Origin of the sequence: Paenibacillus sp. Soil766, assembly GCF_001428105.1 — a bacterium.
In the GTDB taxonomy this organism is placed as follows: domain Bacteria; phylum Bacillota; class Bacilli; order Paenibacillales; family NBRC-103111; genus Paenibacillus_E.
In genome coordinates this window covers 228,632-246,170 of sequence record NZ_LMSJ01000005.1, presented here as the reverse complement: position 1 = coordinate 246,170, position 17,539 = coordinate 228,632, and the positions used below count along the sequence as shown (strand labels likewise).

Sequence of the window (17,539 nt, the reverse complement as noted above, 5' to 3'; positions counted from 1 at the left end):
GATAAATGGCATATGTTCTCATCTCCTTAAGATACAGAGATTCGACACTGGACATCTATTTTCATGCCCCAAATAGATATTATTTAAAAATTGTTAGACAGTCTGACGTGCGGGTCATCGCATACGGCTCCTCCGTGCTTATCACCTCTGGGGATGATGTTCATTGTAAATATCTGCGTGGAATACAAGACTTCTGGTTTTAAACCACTCATTTGGCATCGCTACATGTATGCCAAGTGTCTGCTTATAAAAGCAGTGTTTTTAGAACTGGTTCAAGTGCGTCTGCCATCCGCAGAAAACCTAGATCCGTTGGATGCGAGCCGTCTACTGTGCATTCGAAGAAATCTTCATTACCAAGCGATCGGGAGCCGTCGAAGAAATAAATATTCAAGTCACCTTGCTCCCGCAACTCGTTAACGAGAGACTGTTCGAAACGCTTACGTTCCATTCTGGCCTCGTACAAGCGTGGGATCAGCTCCTCACTCGCGTAACGAACTCGTGAGACAACCAAGATCGGTGTTACCAGATGAGCTTCCCTATAAATTCTAATAAATTCCGGAAGTGTCTTACGGAAAAGTTCGGTGCTCACGCAATTGCCTTCATAATCAATGACCATACACGCAGGGTCATTAATCTGCGAAATGATTTCAGCAACCTCCGGCTCTCCCTTGCCGCTTCCAGAGAAACCAAGATTAATAAATTCCAGCGGAATTCTTCGGCTCAAAATGTTCGTATAAGCCATGCCAGGTCGCGAGGCGCAGCCGCCTTGCGTAATCGAAGTTCCATAGATGACTACTTTCTTTCCGGAAGCGTAGCTGGGGGGAGCGGTTACGGTTGCGCCCTCATCCAAACCGATCCATATCTCCTCCACCCCTTGATAAAGCGGCAAGTTTAGGGTGATATTACGCATCGAGGCATTCCAATTGGTAAATAACGCACATTCGTACTCGGTGAGAATGAGGTCATATTTCGTTGTGTTGACGTACCGCAAGGGAAGGAGGGTGTCGGGAGAACCCACGTAGCAATCGACGCCGCATTGACCCGTTGCCGGCATATGTACCATATCGGCTTTGCCTTTCAGCTTCACCCTTACCGATAGAGAAGAGGAATCCGACTGAAACCGGATTTGTCCTCCTGCAGTATGATTGGCTAAGCGATCGATGGCTTCCGGAGTGGCTCCAGATGGCAAAGTCGGCAATCTGCGATAGATTTTTTCTTGCGCAAACCAAGCAAACCCGGAAATTTGAAAAGGCTGCTCCATTGGGGAATACCAATGAATCGAGCCATCGAACGTTTCATTGGGACGCATTCCGGGATCATATAGCTCTATCGGATTCTTCTCTTTTTTTTCCACATTGCCATTCCTTCCATAAACCATGATGTATATTTACCATTCTTCGAAGTTTCACACACTCCCTGCACGTGGGACGAATCCAGTCAGGGGTTTCACCTTGCCTAGCCCAAATAAATGAAAGTAAAACCCCGGGAACCGGGGCTTTTCGCATAGAAAGTTATTACAGGGAATCTCAGTCTTGCAACAAAGCTTTCAGCCTGTAAGGGAAATCCGTAATGATGCCCGAAACCCCCAAATCAGTTAACTTCAGCAAATCTTTTTCTTCGTTGACCGTATAAGGGTAGACATAAAGACCGCAATCTGTCGCCCTCAGCACATCCTCGGCATCCAACATTTGAAAATAAGGATGAAGCCAAGACCTTTCCCGATAGTAGTCCGATCTAAAATCGTATCATGGCACACGACGATTTCTTCGTCGACGCTCAAATGAACGTCAAGCTCAATCCCTTCGCATCCCTGGTTTAACCCAAGCCGTAAGGCAGTACGTGTATTTTCTGGTGCTATTCCTTTGGCCCCACGGTGTGCAATAATCATCGGTTTGTTCATAGCATTCCTATTTCCTTTCTGGCTGTGGTCTTAGTCATAGGCTTTTTTAGTACCCCTAGCTCGCAGAACCCTTATACAATTGACCGGAACTCGGCTATGTCCAGACCAAAAATAAATTTTTGCACCGCCTTGGCGACGCCGTCCTCATTGTTGGACGCTGTGACGGCATCAGCGATCACCTTGACCTGCTCCTCAGCATTGCCCATCGCCACTCCTAGCCCAGCCGCCCGTAGTAACGAAATATCATTCTCGCTGTCGCCGACCGCCAAGACCTGCGCCATCTCGACGCCGAGCAACCGACAAACCTCCCTCACGCCGCTTTCCTTCGTGATCCCCTTGACGGAGATCTCCACATTGACTGGAGCGGAAGCGGTAATCTCCAACTCGCCCCAGCCGAGCAACTCCTCGCGGATACGCGCCACAACCCCCAAATCGTCATGCATCATGCCGAATTTCATCCAATCCGTTTCGAACAGCTCTTCGCTCCAATTGCCCTGGCCAGACAGGCTCTCCACGGAATATCCCCAGAAATGCGCATCTTCCCTGAGAGCCAGCTCATGCAGCCGGCGAACGGTTTCTCGGGGCAAATGGGTGCGAGCCATTAACTTGTTCGGACCTTCCCAAATCTCCGCTCCGTTCAACAGAACCATTGGCGAATCGAGCTCCAGCTCCTCCCAAAAAGAGCTTGCGGTCTGCATTCCCCGACCTGTAGCGAACATCACGGTTACCCCATTGTCCACAGCTTTCCAGAGCCACTTCTTCGTTTCTTCCGTCACCTGCTTATCGTCGGTAAGCAGCGTACCATCCATATCCAAAGCCAACAATTTATATTCAGACATTCCCTTGATCTCCTCCGCGCTCTCTTTCCGATTACAGCAACTGGCTGTAGACAGGCACTTCAAAAGTGCCCTTCAACACCAAACCTACTGTCTGAGCTGATTCGTCCGGTTTCTGCCGCATGTAACTTAGTCGCCCTCCTCGGCACGTTTCCGGCACTCGGGTTTCTGCGACAGCATATTTCCTGTTAAGCCTTCACTCGTCCGCTTTCATCCAAAGTAACCGGCTCACCCAGGCGAATCGACTCGTAAGCCGCTGCAGCAACAGCAGCCGACCGAAGGCCGTCCTTGCCGGTAATCGGCACTTCCCTGTTGCTGCTAATCGCATCGATGAAAGCCTGCACCAGACTGCGGTTCATATCGTCTCCCCAGTGGCTCCACTGGGCTCTCATTCTCTCGTCGCTGTAGACTTCGCTCTTCTGGCCAAAGGCATCAACGGAAAGCAGGCCGTTCGTTCCTACAATCTCCATCGTAACATCGCCCCAGTAAGGGAAGGACTTCGTGCGCGACCAGCTGGTATCGATCGAAGCAAAAGCTCCGTTCGCAAACTTCACGTGCAGTATTCCGGCGTCATCCACTGGAATCTCATGAAAAAGGGTCGCTGCTTCAGCGTACACCTCCGTTACAGGACTATCCAACATCCAGTTGAGCAGATCCATGACATGAACGGAATGATCAAGTAAGGCGCCTCCACCCGATAGCGCAGGATTAATGAACCAGCCTCCCGGTATGGTGCCTCGGTTCGAGCCTTTCACTGCAATAACCTCGCCAATCTCGCCCCTGTCGATCGCTGCCTTGGCCTGCACAACTGCAGGGAGGAAGCGACAGGGAAACGCTGTCATCAACTGGACTCCGTTCTTCTCGCAGGCAGCTACCATCTGTTCCATTTCCTCCACGTTCAAGCCAAGCGGCTTCTCACACAGCACATGCTTTCCAGCCTCCGCTGCGGAAATCGTGAGCTCGGCATGATGAACGTTCTCCGAGCAGATGACCACCGCATCACAGCCGCTGCTAAGAAGCTCACGGTAATCCGCAAAATAACGGATTTCGGCATCCTCCTGCAAATACGGCTCCACCCGGGCATAATTGTCATCCGCTATGCCCATTACCTTCGCTCCCGGTAGCCTCTGGAGCTGGCGATAGAAGCCGGCAGCATGCCCATGAGCGAAGCTGATCATACCTATCTTTACAACGTTCGTTAATTCAGGCACTGCGTCTCTCCCCTTCTTGTCCCTATTCATCACTGTATACGTACTCGACGACCTGTTGCAGCGGATTCAATCGAGGCAAGGCACGTCTGTAGCGCACTCCGAGCGTCAGCGATCGTTATGTCGGGCTCGGCGCCGGTCTGCAGACATTCCACGAAATGAGCGAGCTCCAAGTAATATGGATTATACGTAGAAGGGCTTTTAGGAAGCGGGAGAGCAGGGGTCTCAGACAAATTGTTATTTACTTTGAACATCTTGAGCGAAACGGCTTCCTCACTGTTAAAGCGGATGACCCCTCCACTGCCGGCCAGTTCCACGCTCGTCGTGAAAGGGCCCGGAAATCCCCAATAACCCTCGAGATGCGCAATCCCGCCATTTTCAAAACGCAGGGTTGCCAGTGCGTAGTCGAGTCCTTCGTGCCTACGGTTCATTGCATACACGGATACGGCCTTCCCGAAGATGCTTTGAGCAAAATCAATATCGTGAATCATTAGGTCGAGGATTACTCCTCCGCTCATCTCGCTATTGGTATACCAAGTCTTGGAAACACCCGGATTACCGCCCATCCGTCTTGTATGCAGCACTCCGGGCTTTCCGACTACTCCATCTGCAGCCTTGCGGCGAATATCGGTATAGCTTGGGAAGAAGCGCACCACATGACCGATGAACAGCCTTACTCCCTGCTGCTCGCAGACAGCAGCCATCTCATCCGCTTCCTCGAGCGACAAGGCGAATGGTTTCTCGCATATGATATGCTTCCCGAGACGGGCAGCCCTGAGAACAAATTCCTTATGCATATGAGTTGGTAAGCAGATGTCTAACACCTCCGGACAGGCCTCCGACACCAATTGATCGAAATCGGAGAAAGCCTTTGTCTCCAACCTCCCGGCAAGCGCCCGAGCTGCTTCTTCCTGCACATCACACACACCGACAAGCTCAATTCCGGGCATTCTAATCCATTCGGCCCCATGAGTACGGCCCATTGTACCGCAGCCGATTACAGCAATCTTCATCCAGGATTCTCCTTTTCGCAAAACAGCCTTAACCCCCTTTAAATGACGGATAAATGTATCGGCGGAACGTCGAAGAACCGGTTCATGACCAGTCCAGCAGCCAGAACCGAATCGTCCGGTGTCTGCTCTAGCCGAAGAAGTCGGACCTTACGGCAGGATTCCGGAATGTTCTCCAGAATACGCTTTCTAAGCGGGTCCATCAGATAGTTTCCCGCATGGTCCAGCACCTTGCCGGTAAACAATACATGATCCGGGTTCAAGAAGGTAATCAAGTTACTTAAAGCGGTGCTTACCGCCTCGGCCATCTTTGCAAGCCACTCCCCCGCAACCGGATCCCCTTCCCGAATCCGATGCCCGAATTCCTCCAGCGTAAATCCCAGGTTGCGTTTCATTCCGCTTCCAGAGACCAGCGTAGTCAGGCAGCCCTTGGCTCCGCAGTGGCACGGCATGGCTTCGGTGCCGAAGAATGTTTTACAATGCCCTAGCTCGCCCGCAACATGTCCGGCCCCCGAATTCAGTTGCTTGTTCATCACATGAGCTCCACCTATGCCATAATCCAATTTTACTGTCAAGTTATGATTCGAAGCAGTCAGGCTTCCGTTCAAATTTTCCACAAGCGCAAGCAAGTTCGCATCATTTTCCAGATAGACCGGCAGGTTATAATGCTGCTCCAGCCTTTCCCTTAGCGGGAAATTCCGCCAATGCAGACCGGAAGAAAGCAGCACGACGCCGTCCGTGGAATCGACCAGCCCCTGGATACTACATCCAATGCCTTTGAGCTGGTTCATCTTTGGCACCCGTTTAATCAGCTGGTCGATCACCTTAACGATGCACTCAACCTTATTCTCATCATGGTCTTCATTACCACCGGAATACATCGTTTCCGTGACTTCGCAGATTTGTACATTCCGGAAATCCACCAGTGTACCACGCACGTATTTGATCGCAACCTCGATCCCGATGGCGAATAAATTTCCGCTTTTGACGACAATTGGAACGGGCTTGCGGCCCACCCCATTCTCCAACGGAACATTTTCCTGCAAAATATCTTCTCTAAGCAGTCTGTTTACAATATTCGTAATCGTCTGCGGAGTCAGTCCCGTTTTCTCCGCCAGATTTACCCGGGAGATCGGCCCTTCTGCGTAAATCAATCGAAGCACCTTTTGCTGATTCACAGACTTCAGCCATTTACTGCTTGTGTTCTCGTTCATTTGTGCACAAGACAGCTCCTTCCTATCGCTATCACTTTACTCTCTACCTAGCCCTTAACCGCACCTAATGTTGCACCCTGCATGATCAGCTTCTGGAAGAATATAAACACAATGATGGAAGGGACCATCGCAATCGTTACACCCGCAAACAAGGTAACCCAGTCCGTAGTATACTCCATCATTTTGTTAGCTTGATACATTTGCACCGCAATCGTATATTTTTCCGGATCGCTCAAGTAGATGAACGGGCCCATAAAGTTGTTATAATATCCGAGGAATTTGAAGATGGCTACGGTAACAATCCCGGGTGTAGAAAGGGGTACTATGACCCGCCAAAAAACTTGAAAGATCGAAGCGCCGTCCATATGCGCACTCTCCTCCATATCCTTGGGCAGCGACTTCATAAAGCCTCCCAGAAGCATCAAGTAGAATACACTTTCCCCTAAGGCGGACAACAAAATCAAACCCGTCAGACTGTTCGTTAAATGCAATTCCCGCATGATTACGTATTGAGGAACCAGGGCATTAATGCCGGGAAGGAATAACGAAAGCATGATCACGCCCCAAATGAGGCTCCTTCCCTTGAATTCCATCCTTGTCAGCGCATAGGCATTAAGTGTAGTAAAAAAGAGACTTACTACAAGGCTTCCGCCCACATAATAAAGTGTATTTAACAAGGATTGGCCGAAGCCATATTCGGTCCAGGCAGTGACATAATTCGACCATTGCGCTTGTTTGGGAAGGGCCCATATATCCTTGAAAAATTCCGGGTTGGTCTTCAAGGATTCATAAAAAACCCATGCCAGCGGGAAAAGTATCGTTAATGACCAACTATACAAAACCAGACGCCAAATCACGTCCATAAGTGTCCTTTTTTCTTTCAACCAAAATCCACTCCCTACGTTTGAACAAGTAATAATTAGAACTCGACTCCCCGGTTCGGCAAAAATTTGTCCATAAGCAGCTTGGCCGTAACCAGGATGACGAACAAGATCATTCCGACCGCTGATGCGTAACCGTAGTTAATGTACTCGTTTCCAAATGCCAGGTTAAACATATATAGGCCAATCACATCCGTCGACCCGGACGGGCCACCATTTGTCATGATTAATATCAGTTCAAAGGTTTTCAGTGTACTTATAATGAGAAATAGCACACTTACGCGCACGACCGACATAATCAGTGGAATAGTGATCTGAAACAAGCGTGTCATATGGCCGGCGCCTTCCAGAATGGCCGATTCATATAGTGATTTGGGAATAGCCGTCATAGCATTGACGAAAATAATTACGTACAAGCCTACGCCTCCCCACACCCATGGCGGGATGAGTGCCCAGATCGCCGTGCTTTCGCTGCCCAGCCAGTAAAAGTTCTTCATGTCAATTCCGATAAGCTGGAGTGCTCCATTCAGCAAGCCGTAAGTCCCATCGTAGATGAATGCCCACAAAAGAGCGACCACAACGATCGACAGAACATTCGGAAAGAAAAACAGCACTTTAAGGAATTTGTTCTCGAAATATGATTTGTTCGTAACCAAATAGGCTAAAAGCAAAGAAATGAGTACAACCAATGCCGGAACCGTTATCATAAATATCAAGTTATGGCCGAGTGCACGCCAGACATACTCATCCTGAAGAGCAGCAGCAAAGTTCTTGAGCCCGATAAACTTGGGGTCTGTGAGTCCATCCCAATCTAAGAAGGCATAGTAGATCGATAATATATTCGGAAATAGCGTAAACAGTAAATATCCGCCGAAGGGCGGGGTGATGGCTAAGGTTAAAAATATCCATTTTTGTGTTTTCGCTTTATCCATCCCCATTTTTCGAGGTGGAGTTTGCTGGGCTTTCAATACCGAGTCGGACAAGGGAAGTCAACTCCTATTATGAAATGAAAGCGGAGAGGAATTCCTCCCCGCTCGTTCTGTTTATTTCTTCTGGGCTTTAACAGCTTGCTGGAGTAGGGCCTCCGCTTCTTCAAGCATTGGTTTCGGATCCTGCTTGCCCAAAACGATTTTCGTAATCGCTTCGTCTCTAACCTTTGTCGCTTTGACCATGTTCGGATCCGAGATGCTGACGGTTCTGTGCGCTTTATATGTCCGTGCCTCTGTTTCCTTAATGTACTTCAAAATTGCTTGAGCTGAACTCGAAAGTTTTGCAACATTTGCGGAATTGTCGATTAAATCTTTACGCATCGGGAGAGCCCCTGATTTTTCAGCCGCGAATTGTTGGTTTTCTAGCGTCATCAACCAGACTATAAACTCCTTGGACCATTTCTTGTTTAATTCCGGTTTGCCTGCCCACATATAGTTGAAGTTTGTAATGCCGCTTTTAATCCAAATTTTTTGGGTTTTGTTTTCGACGAACGGAACCGCCATATAGCCCCATTTGAAGTCTTCAGGTGTCGACTTCTTCATTTCATTCTCTACGTGGCTTCCTGTCGATACCATCGCAGCTTGTCCTTGAATCACCTGCATCTGGGACTGGGTATGCGTTAAAGCAGGTAAACCTTCTGGGAAATATCCCTTCTTGCCCATTTCATAAAGACGGTTCCAATGTTCTATACTTTCAGGTGATGTGTATTGTGGCCCCGTATAAGTTTTGAAATTTTCAATGTACTTATCCGCGCCGCCTTTCATATCTGCCAATTCAAATACTTTGGCATCTCCGAAGGCCCAGTCGTGATAGTTTGGATGAATACCCGGGAATGTAATTGGAGTGACTCCGGTTTTCTTGATATTTGCGAGAAGGTCGTTAAATTCAGCCCATGTTCGTGGAGTTTGGTTCCAACCGTTCTTCTCGAACAGAGTCTTATTGTAGAACAATCCACCGAACGAACTGGCTGTAGTGAACTCGTATACTTTACCGTTGACTCTGGTGAACGATTCAAACATTCCCGGCAAGATCATGTCCTTAACCGTTTTATCAGGTACGTCTGGAAGCTTCTTATTGAATAAATCATCCAAGGGTTCAAGTTTTCCGGCTTCAGCCAGTGGAACAATTCCTGACGTCGGTGCTGTGTTAAAGATGTCGAACATATCGTTATCGTTGCCTGCTGCAATCTTTGTTTGAATAGTGTTTTTCATATCTGCCGATGCCGTTATATCGAATGAAACGTTCGGGTATTTAGTTGTGAATGATTTGATAGCATAGTCGAACCATTCGCGCCCGTAACCACCCATGAAAAATCCGACCTTCAGAGTTACTTTCTCGTTCTTCGACAAACCGTTTTCGTAAACCTCCGCTGATGCGCTCGGTTGGGTCTGGGCTACCTGATTTTGCTGTGTGTTACCGCTGCTGCATGCCGCCAGCAAGGAACCGGACATGGCAACCGTCAGACTTAGAGCCGTCAGCTTTGCAAAATTCTTTCTCATACTTGATCCCCCTCAAATTAGTAAATAAAATTGATTTATTAATATTAAGAATACAGTGTAATTGTTTGGCGATTATTATTGTTTTATAAGGGATATGTTAAAACTAGCGGTTTCACGTATTATGATCGCGTTTACATTTTACACTGAATTAATAAATCAATTTAATTTATTAATATTATCCTATCTGTTTTTTCTTTAAGATTCAATAGAAATCTTTCGACAAAATCTCCTACCTTCCCTCGGGAATAACTGCGTGGTAAACTAATTTGTACCAAGAGAATAAACGTGTACATTTTAAGGAAGAGGTCGACTTATGCCCACATTGAAACATGCAAGCCACACGCTGCTTAAATCCATTAATCAGCAGAAGGTGCTGCATCTGATCTATTCCGAATGTCCGATCTCCCGTGTAGAGCTAGCCAGAAAAACCGGACTTAGTCAGCAAACCGTCACCAACATCGTAAACCGGCTTCTCGAGGATCAATTGATTGTCGAAGGCGAACCGCAATCCCTTGAGAGCGGCAGCGGCCGTAAGCGTGTTCCCCTGCTGCTTAACGGTTCCCGCTTCTGTGCGATCGGCATTGAATTGTCGGGCACTTCGGCACGAGGAGCGGTATATAATTTTCAGCACGCCCGCTTGGCGGAAGCCGAAGTGAAGGCAGATCACTACGAGTCCGAAGAGGACTTGCTCCGGGTGATCCGCAGCGTAATCGGCAAGCTCATTAGCCGGACCCCTGACCCTACCTGCCTGAAGGGAATCGGCTTCAGCGTCCATGGACTCGTTGACTCCTCCGAAGGCATTCTACTTCGCTCGCCGGGGCTCGGCTGGAAGCGGATACCGCTGGCGAAGCTGCTCGAGGACGAGTACGGGCTGCCCGTCTTTCTGGAGAATGACACCAATCTGCTTGCGCTCAACGAAAACATGGGCGGAAGTCTGATCTCTTCCAAAAACAATGTGACACTTAAATTAGCCAGGGGTATCGGGGGCGCCATCGTCGTAGAGAAGCTGCTGGTCACCGGCTCCTCCTTCGTAGCAGGCGAGGTTGGCCACTATAAGGCGTTTATGCCGCCCTACGATTATGAGTGCTACTGTGGCGGCAGAGGGTGCCTAACCACATTGGCTTCCTCCAGGGGCTTGCTGCGGACGCTCGGTCGGAGTTGGGAGCAGTTCAACGAAGCTGTCCGCTCCGGAGACCCCGAAACCGTTCAGCTGAGCGAGGTGGTGAGAACGGCAATCGTTTACGCCGTTGCCAATATCGTCACCCTGCTCAATCCGGACCGGGTTCTACTCACCGGGTTTATGCTGCCGGTATGGGGGGACTCGTTCGTTGACGAACTCAAAGCGCGAGTGATGGCCCAAGTGCCGGAAACGTGCCGGAATGTAGAGTTCCTACATCTCACCAACGTGGAGGACGAGACTGTGCTGGCCGTCGGGCTTGTCCTGCAGAGCGTGTTCAGAATCCCGCTCGACAGCTTGTCGCTGTAAACCGTCGGGCTGGGCATAGGAAAGCAACGAAAAGCCCCTGGAAGAGATGAGAAATCTTCCAGGGGCTTTTCGTTTATTATCGCCTTGCAGCCAGGTTATCTGCCCCAGATGCGAAACAGGGCCTCAGCTTTATCATTCAGCCATTGTCGGGCGTCCGCTGACGCCAATTCTTGAAGTGCTTTATTATTGAGGTGCTTAATAAAGTCCTCGATCTTCTTGGCTGCCTGATCCTGCTGTCCCTTCTGCACATGGCTCTCCGCCTGGCTCAGCGCATTCTCCAGCTGCTTGGCCAGCGGATGGGTGACCTTGCCGGAGGCAATAAAGCGCTGCAGACCATTCTGCAGCGCAGGCAGGTCGATCGATGTTTTAAAACTTACCGGCTCGCTGAGCACAGATACCGCTCCCGACGAGTGTACGGCCTTGACCTGGAACGCATACGCCTTATCCGGCTCCAGTCCCGTCAAATTGTACACCGCGCCGGTCACCGTAGTGACGGCCCCATGACTGCCATACACCTGGTAGGTCACGCTACTTCCGTCGGATGCGGTTATCGGGGACCAGCTCAGCTGCGCCGAACCCGCGGTCACGTTTGCCACCTTCAAGCCTTGCGGCGCTGCAACGGTTAGACGAGTAAGGAAGGACCAAATATCCGAGTACGTCCGTCCGCCGAAGCTGTCCTCCGCCAGTGCGTACCATTCATAATTCGTGCTTCCTTTCAGGCCGTTCCAGTTGACCATGGCTGTGGAACCGCTGGCCGCCTGCGCCGATCCAATCGCATCATTAGCGTACACTTTTACCGTCATCGCGTCGGTCGCCACTCTTTTCACCATCGGCTTCAGATCCACCGAAAGCTTAAACTCGTCCTTGCTTGGATCGTAATAATTGTAATCGTCCAAATACGGCGAATACGTATTAACATAGACGGTATCCGTCTCTGTATCAAAATGCAGAAGCTTCAAATATCCATTTCCGCCGTTCGGAATGCCCTGATAATCGTTAAGAATCTGGTACACTTTGCGGTCCGGCTGTCCGTCCTTGTTATCGTCAAGCTGGTCGGTACGCAGCGCACTTCCAGTGAAATGACCGCTCATAACCATCCATACGTTAGGATTCGCAACTACTACTTTCTGGTAAATCTCGTTACCCGTTGCGGATCTCGTTGCGTTATTTTGCAAATAATTATGAACCACAATGACCGCTTTACGATCCGGATACTGCTTCAGAACACTGTTCATCCAGTCCATATCCTCATCGTTCATGCCCCAGCCCATGTAGACGAAAATAAAATCGTTGCCGCTAGCCGATATCAGGTCATAGTGACCTTTGTTATCTTTGTATGACTCTCCGTAGTAAGGCCTATCCTTAAAGCGGTTCTCTCCGAAATACTTCGAGAATTCCGAGTAATCCGGCACTGATGTCGCTCCTCCGTCGAACACATCATGGTTGCCCGCGACTAAACCCCATGGAATTTGGGCGTCTTCCACCACCTTCATAAACTTATCCGCACGTTCCCACTGTCCTTTGATGCCTGCGGAGTTTACAATGTCCCCCACTTGCATCACATATTGAATATTCATCGATTCTTTGGCATCGCGCAAGAAATTGACTTGGGACTCAAAATACTCCGGCTGAATTTCCGCATAGATCTGGGTGTCCGGTATAGAGGCAATAGTAAAATCGTACTGCTCACGGCGCGGAATCTCATCCTGAATCAGGACTTGGACTTTTCCGTTTCTTGCATAATTGCCGCCGTCCACCGCCGCTGAGAGAGTAAAGTCTTCCTCGGAATCAGCCACCGTGGACGCCAGAGAATCCCATTTTGCCCCAGTATAATTCCATGCGTACAAACCTACTTTACGGCCCTTGAGCGAATGCCCTTCCCAACTTAGCTCGAGAAGGTCGCCGGCGCCGGTTTCCGCCCCTGCTTCCACATCAAAGCGCTGATAAGGAAACTGTTCAGTAGAGTCGCTAGTGACGTAAAGGTCATCGGAAGTTCCAGCGGCTGATTGTTCTTCGGTAGTCAGCTGCGTTTCTCCAGGACTTGTCAATGTCAGAGGGGGTTCCACATCAGCCGCATGTTTATAAGCGGTCACTCCCGCATCCGCGGCGGTGATCTTTTGCCCTTTAAAGAACTTCACGTTTAACGGGTCGCCTGTCGGATCGGAAACCGATACCTGCAGGCTCACGTTCGTGTCCGTATCCTGTACTTTGTCCGCCGGCGCCGCCAGGAGTGGCTTATCCGGAAGCTCTGCAGGAGTTGAGAACTTGATCGTTTTCTCCGTCGATTTGCCCCCTGCATCTACAGCCTTAAGCACAAGATTATGCTCCCCCGGAGTGAGAGCTGCAGAAGAGGTGGAATACGGAACCTCAACTAGCTTGCCATCCAGATTCACCTCGAAGGATTTGACGAAGGAAGCCGCATCGGATGCGGAAGCTTGTATCTCAAAAGCCCCTTTGTAACTACTGCCTTCTATAATATTCGCCGTTATAACAGGCCCTTGATTGTCTACCACCACGCTCGCTGTGTCCTTGCTGCCGTCAGGCAGCGACACCTCGACCCGATGAAGTCCGTCAGCAGCTGCTGCAGTGTTCCATCGGTAGGAAATGCCGTCCCAATAGCGCTCGGGAATCGTGAAGTTGAAGTACACTACCGGAAGGAAACGTCCGTTATCTCCCATGTCCAGTATGGTTGCCGGATTCGCATATTTCGGGTCGCGGATGACCGTACCGTCCGCCAAAACAAGCCGGACATTGCGGATATTGAAATCATCCAGGCCGGGCTCCGGCTGGTTCTCATAATAAGGCCGGGTTGATGAACCCGCGCGCAGGGCAATCGGATTCGCCTGACCGTACTTGAACAAATCGGGCCGTACCGGCACTACCATGGTTTTGTAATCATTGGTTTGGAACGGAATCAAGTACAGCGTCTCGCTGCCCATGGTGGTCACGTTCTGCCCTACATTTATGTCGTCCGCTTCAAATACAAAATAAGCCGTTTTCTCCAGGGCTCGTTCCGTTGGACTGACCGGCTGACCGTCGATCGACAGCGACATGGATTCTGCGGCGGTAGACGAACCGATCAGAACTCGCTCACCAGACAGAACATCGCCATCAAGAACGTTCAGCGCAGGGCTTTTCTCATTCCCGGCAAGGCTGATTGTTTTCGGAGCCGTTGACGTTTTGTTGAAGGTATCGGATGCTTGGAAATAGTAGTCGAGCGTCGGGCTCCCGAACCATTCCATCATCTCCAACGAGTAGCGGAAGCGTCCGTCGGCGCCACGCGGCAAGGTTACCATTTTATAATTCGTCGTCTTGTTGGTTTTATAGTATAGATTAACGGAAGCAAGCAGACGGTCATCCGCCGCTTCAGCCATCAGCTCAATCGGTTTGATCAGGTCAATGCCGGAGGGATCCGTAAGATCTTTTACCATCGGTGCGACAGGATCGTTCACAGTGAGGACAGGCTCCGCCGACACGTTATCCGGGTTGAAGGTTCCCGGGGAAGCCGGCAACGTCTTGGAGCTGAGCTTCTTCATATCGAGACTGCCGGCGTCTGGAACGCCGTACTCGATACTCAGATCCGCAGCTGTATCGATCACTCCTGGATTAAAGCTCGCTCGCACGATGTCGGTTCCTGTATTGGTAGCCACCACGAGGGTTCTTTCCCTCAGATTATTAATACCTCCGGGAATGCGGACAATGTCTTTATTTTCGACGAGCGAGGTTTGAAAATGCTGATTAAAGTCAGCCACCGTCTTGGGCTCCCCTGACGCCGTAACCGCCCAGAAAACCATGACCTGCTTAGGCTGGATGATAATCTGTTTATCGGTATAAGGCCGCCAGAATAAATCCTGGCCGGGCTCCCCCGGGTACCTGTATAAGATAGAATAGTCCTTGAAGTCGATCGGCTGGTCGCTGTTGTTATAAACCTCTAGGTACTCGTAGGGATCCTCTCCCAGTGCATCGTCTCCACCGGAGTCAGGGACCATTTCAGTAATGAGCATGCGGGGGATTCCAGCTGCCGCTTCGATGGCGGCTGCGCTTTCTGCAGCTGCAGGGCTACTTAACGTCAGCAGAGAGCCGGCGACAAGCTGCACGGCCATCAGGCAGTTGAAGCAGCGGGTTAACAGTTTCTTTTTCACTTGTTAGTCATCTCCTTGTTTTCAATTTTCACAATGATTTCGAAGTACAGGAAACAGCTCCATCTTAGTAATTAATTTATAAAACTATTTGATTTATTAATTACTGATAAATATCTTTCGCCATCAAGGCCACGTTTCCTCTTTGTTTTTGTAAAGGTTTTTTTAAGGATAGATTACTACCCTTTCAAAAAAGAAGCAGACAACTGAGTATCATCAGATGTCCGCTTCTTTTTGTATATATTTGTTTAATTGTATAAAATTGTGTTCTAAGTATTTTTGAAGAAAAATCCAACTACGAATTACTTGAGTATAAATGAAGCCACAGATTGTTGTAAGACCTTAGCCATATGGGCTAATTCGTTGGAATAGGAAGCAACTTCTTGGATTGCCGCTGTCTGTTCCTGTGTCGTTGCCGAGATGTGATTGGTTGAATTTGCTGAACTTCCGTAGAGATTAGAAACTACCTCCATGTTTTTAACCATTTTCTGCATATTCATTTGAATCATTATAATTTCATTGGTCATTTCGCCCGTTTGCCCAGATACACCATCGACTAAGTTAAGAATCGTAGAGAAGGAATCTCCAGCCTTTTTCGTAAGCAGCTTCCCTTCTTGAATTGATGAATCTCCATTTTCCATCGCTTTCACTACTTGCGAGATATCCTCCTGGATCTCTGTTATTAATGTTTCGATCTCACTATTTGATTTACTAGAATTTTCAGCAAGAAGGCGAATTTCACGAGAAATCACCGAAAATGTTTTTCCATTTGATCCAGCTTCGGAGGCAATAATACCTGCATTTAAAGCAAGCATTTTCGTTTGCTTGGCGATAGTGGATAGTAGGGTCATAATATGATTGATCTTTCTGGACTTATCTTCTAACTGTCGGACTATTCCAACCGAATCGAGAGAGTTTCGTGAAATCAAATTGATTTGATTTATTGCTTCCACAATATCCGCTTTCCCTTCAATGGCCGTTTGCAGCGCATCCTTTGCTGATTGGCTTGCAAGTTCAATTTGTTGCGTAATTTTATTGATATTCACAAACATGTCTGTTGTTTCTTCAACAGCTTCATCCGTTAATGAAAGTTGTGTATGCGTACCACTCGCTACTTCTTGAATCGATTGTGCAATTTCTTCTGTTGCTTTCGCGGATTGTTCTGCATTTCCAGATAAAAGAACAGAAGTTTCAGATACGCTTTTCGCACTTGCAGATACTTGAAATAAAATGGACTTCATGTTACTTGCCATTGAATTTAGATTCGTGCCCATTTGTCCGAATTCATCGACCGTTCTCACAGGTATAGTCTGGGTTAAATCACCGTTTGACATCGATTGAGAAAAAATATTTACCCTCTTAATGTTATTAGTAATGTATAAACTGTAGAAATAAATCACCATGATAACAAAACATATTAACACAATTATAATCATCAGTGAGAGGATAAAATAATCGTTTAATTTCTGATAAAGCTCCCCCTGTGATATGACGATTGCAAGTTTCCAAGATGTATCCGGAACCGTCTGAAAATACACGGTATTGGATCCTCTATCGTCGCTAAAAGTGGCATTCCCTTTGTTATTCGACAGTATATGTTGGCCAATTTGTGCCAAACTGGCATTAGAGTCATCCATGATTTGATGATTGGTTGAGTTCTGGTTATCATGATTAGCAATAAAGTTCCCATTTCGATCCAACAAAAATGCCCATCCACTTTTTCCAACTTGAATGTCTGAAATCTTCTGCTGCAAGCTAGTCAAATTGATATTGGCAGTAACTACCCCTTGAAATTTATTGTTAGTATAAAAGGGAACCGCCGTTGTTAAAATCATAGCACCCGCAGTTTTATCAAAAAATGGATCCGTCCATACCTTGGTTTCTTTTGTGTTTTTGCCAAGTAAATACCAATCTTTTTCAGGATAGTTATATTCTTTCGTATCGTAATCATTAGAAAATAAGATGCGACCGTTATCCCGGTAAGCATAGGAACTGTAATATTGCAAATAGTTTTTATATTGATAGGGCTCATACCAGATCCCAACTCCAAAGGTGTCCGGGTTTGTCGACAACAAACCTTGGATAATTTGAAAATATTTTCCTTTATCAATCTTATCCCCTACAGGTTCAATCGTGCGCGCTAAGCTTTCAGGTATTTTACTGTGAGCTGTTAATATCGTTTGCATATTGTTGATCGTTGCGTTTAATTGATATTCCATTTTTTCTTGGATTTCCGCATTAATAATTTGTTTAGAATAACTATAACTTAACGCAAACAACACAAACATAGATAAAATTAACCATGGTAGAATCGTCACTAATGTGCGAGTACGTATGCTCTTGAAATGTAATTTCACCATATTAACAGCCCTTCCT

General features: G+C 48.1%; 13 protein-coding genes and 1 pseudogene. 2 read left to right on the top strand and 12 right to left on the bottom strand.

Translation table 11 applies throughout. The annotated features are described in order from the left end of the window. Nucleotides 1-244: 244 nt before the first annotated feature. The 10 genes and pseudogenes from ASG89_RS05535 to ASG89_RS05495 all read right to left on the bottom strand — a co-directional run bounded on the left by ASG89_RS05535 (nt 245) and on the right by ASG89_RS05495 (nt 9,538). Nucleotides 245-1,354, bottom strand: a complete 1,110-nt coding sequence (locus ASG89_RS05535; RefSeq protein ID WP_235549625.1) for an SGNH/GDSL hydrolase family protein — start codon at nt 1,352-1,354, stop codon at nt 245-247. A 172-nt stretch (nt 1,355-1,526) separates the two neighbouring features. Beyond that, complete coding sequence (locus ASG89_RS38565) at nt 1,527-1,670, bottom strand: glycerophosphodiester phosphodiesterase family protein (protein WP_414813244.1); 144 nt, start codon at nt 1,668-1,670, stop codon at nt 1,527-1,529. Nucleotides 1,671-1,708: 38 nt separating this feature from the next. After that, nucleotides 1,709-1,900, bottom strand: a pseudogene (locus tag ASG89_RS38560) (glycerophosphodiester phosphodiesterase family protein); the annotation flags it as partial. Between the two features lie 71 nt (nt 1,901-1,971). Further along, nucleotides 1,972-2,739 (bottom strand): Cof-type HAD-IIB family hydrolase, encoded by a 768-nt coding sequence (locus tag ASG89_RS05525; protein ID WP_057309472.1) that lies wholly within the window; start codon nt 2,737-2,739, stop codon nt 1,972-1,974. 185 nt (nt 2,740-2,924) lie between these two features. Next, nucleotides 2,925-3,914 carry a Gfo/Idh/MocA family protein gene (locus tag ASG89_RS05520; RefSeq protein ID WP_235549628.1) on the bottom strand — a complete coding sequence of 330 codons (990 nt, stop codon included), beginning with the start codon at nt 3,912-3,914 and terminating at the stop codon, nt 2,925-2,927. A gap of 62 nt (nt 3,915-3,976) precedes the next feature. Then, complete coding sequence (locus ASG89_RS05515) at nt 3,977-4,957, bottom strand: Gfo/Idh/MocA family protein (protein WP_057309468.1); 981 nt, start codon at nt 4,955-4,957, stop codon at nt 3,977-3,979. Nucleotides 4,958-4,995: 38 nt separating this feature from the next. Beyond that, a complete protein-coding gene (locus ASG89_RS05510; RefSeq protein WP_057309466.1) occupies nt 4,996-6,168 on the bottom strand; it encodes an ROK family transcriptional regulator in 1,173 nt (390 codons plus the stop codon). Nucleotides 6,169-6,215: 47 nt separating this feature from the next. Beyond that, entirely contained in the window at nt 6,216-7,052 is an 837-nt protein-coding gene (locus ASG89_RS05505) for a carbohydrate ABC transporter permease (protein WP_057309464.1), read from the bottom strand. A 35-nt stretch (nt 7,053-7,087) separates the two neighbouring features. Then, nucleotides 7,088-8,032 (bottom strand): carbohydrate ABC transporter permease, encoded by a 945-nt coding sequence (locus ASG89_RS05500; protein ID WP_057309462.1) that lies wholly within the window; start codon nt 8,030-8,032, stop codon nt 7,088-7,090. Nucleotides 8,033-8,092: 60 nt separating this feature from the next. Then, entirely contained in the window at nt 8,093-9,538 is a 1,446-nt protein-coding gene (locus ASG89_RS05495) for an ABC transporter substrate-binding protein (protein ID WP_057309460.1), read from the bottom strand. A 313-nt stretch (nt 9,539-9,851) separates the two neighbouring features. Between ASG89_RS05495 and ASG89_RS05490 the strand changes: the two genes are divergently transcribed. After that, a complete protein-coding gene (locus tag ASG89_RS05490) occupies nt 9,852-11,024 on the top strand; it encodes an ROK family transcriptional regulator (RefSeq protein ID WP_057309458.1) in 1,173 nt (390 codons plus the stop codon). Between the two features lie 95 nt (nt 11,025-11,119). Here the strand turns inward: ASG89_RS05490 and ASG89_RS05485 are convergent, their stop codons facing one another. After that, nucleotides 11,120-14,677: an FIMAH domain-containing protein gene (locus tag ASG89_RS05485; RefSeq protein WP_235549624.1), complete on the bottom strand. Its 3,558-nt coding sequence runs from the start codon at nt 14,675-14,677 to the stop codon at nt 11,120-11,122. Between the two features lie 343 nt (nt 14,678-15,020). Between ASG89_RS05485 and ASG89_RS37485 the strand changes: the two genes are divergently transcribed. Next, nucleotides 15,021-15,173 carry a hypothetical protein gene (locus tag ASG89_RS37485; protein WP_235549623.1) on the top strand — a complete coding sequence of 51 codons (153 nt, stop codon included), beginning with the start codon at nt 15,021-15,023 and terminating at the stop codon, nt 15,171-15,173. A gap of 292 nt (nt 15,174-15,465) precedes the next feature. Here ASG89_RS37485 and ASG89_RS05480 read toward each other — a convergent pair whose 3' ends face one another. After that, nucleotides 15,466-17,523, bottom strand: a complete 2,058-nt coding sequence (locus ASG89_RS05480) for a methyl-accepting chemotaxis protein (RefSeq protein WP_057309455.1) — start codon at nt 17,521-17,523, stop codon at nt 15,466-15,468. Nucleotides 17,524-17,539 lie beyond the last annotated feature (16 nt).

Coding starts and splice junctions, on each gene's coding strand:
- ASG89_RS05525 (WP_057309472.1), bottom strand. CDS start 2,739: ATGTCTGAATATAAATTGTTGGCTTTGGATATGGATGGTACGCTGCTT.
- ASG89_RS05520 (WP_235549628.1), bottom strand. CDS start 3,914: ATGATCAGCTTCGCTCATGGGCATGCTGCCGGCTTCTATCGCCAGCTC.
- ASG89_RS05515 (WP_057309468.1), bottom strand. CDS start 4,957: ATGAAGATTGCTGTAATCGGCTGCGGTACAATGGGCCGTACTCATGGG.
- ASG89_RS05510 (WP_057309466.1), bottom strand. CDS start 6,168: ATGAACGAGAACACAAGCAGTAAATGGCTGAAGTCTGTGAATCAGCAA.
- ASG89_RS05495 (WP_057309460.1), bottom strand. CDS start 9,538: ATGAGAAAGAATTTTGCAAAGCTGACGGCTCTAAGTCTGACGGTTGCC.
- ASG89_RS05490 (WP_057309458.1), top strand. CDS start 9,852: ATGCCCACATTGAAACATGCAAGCCACACGCTGCTTAAATCCATTAAT.
- ASG89_RS37485 (WP_235549623.1), top strand. CDS start 15,021: ATGAGCATGCGGGGGATTCCAGCTGCCGCTTCGATGGCGGCTGCGCTT.
- ASG89_RS05480 (WP_057309455.1), bottom strand. CDS start 17,523: ATGGTGAAATTACATTTCAAGAGCATACGTACTCGCACATTAGTGACG.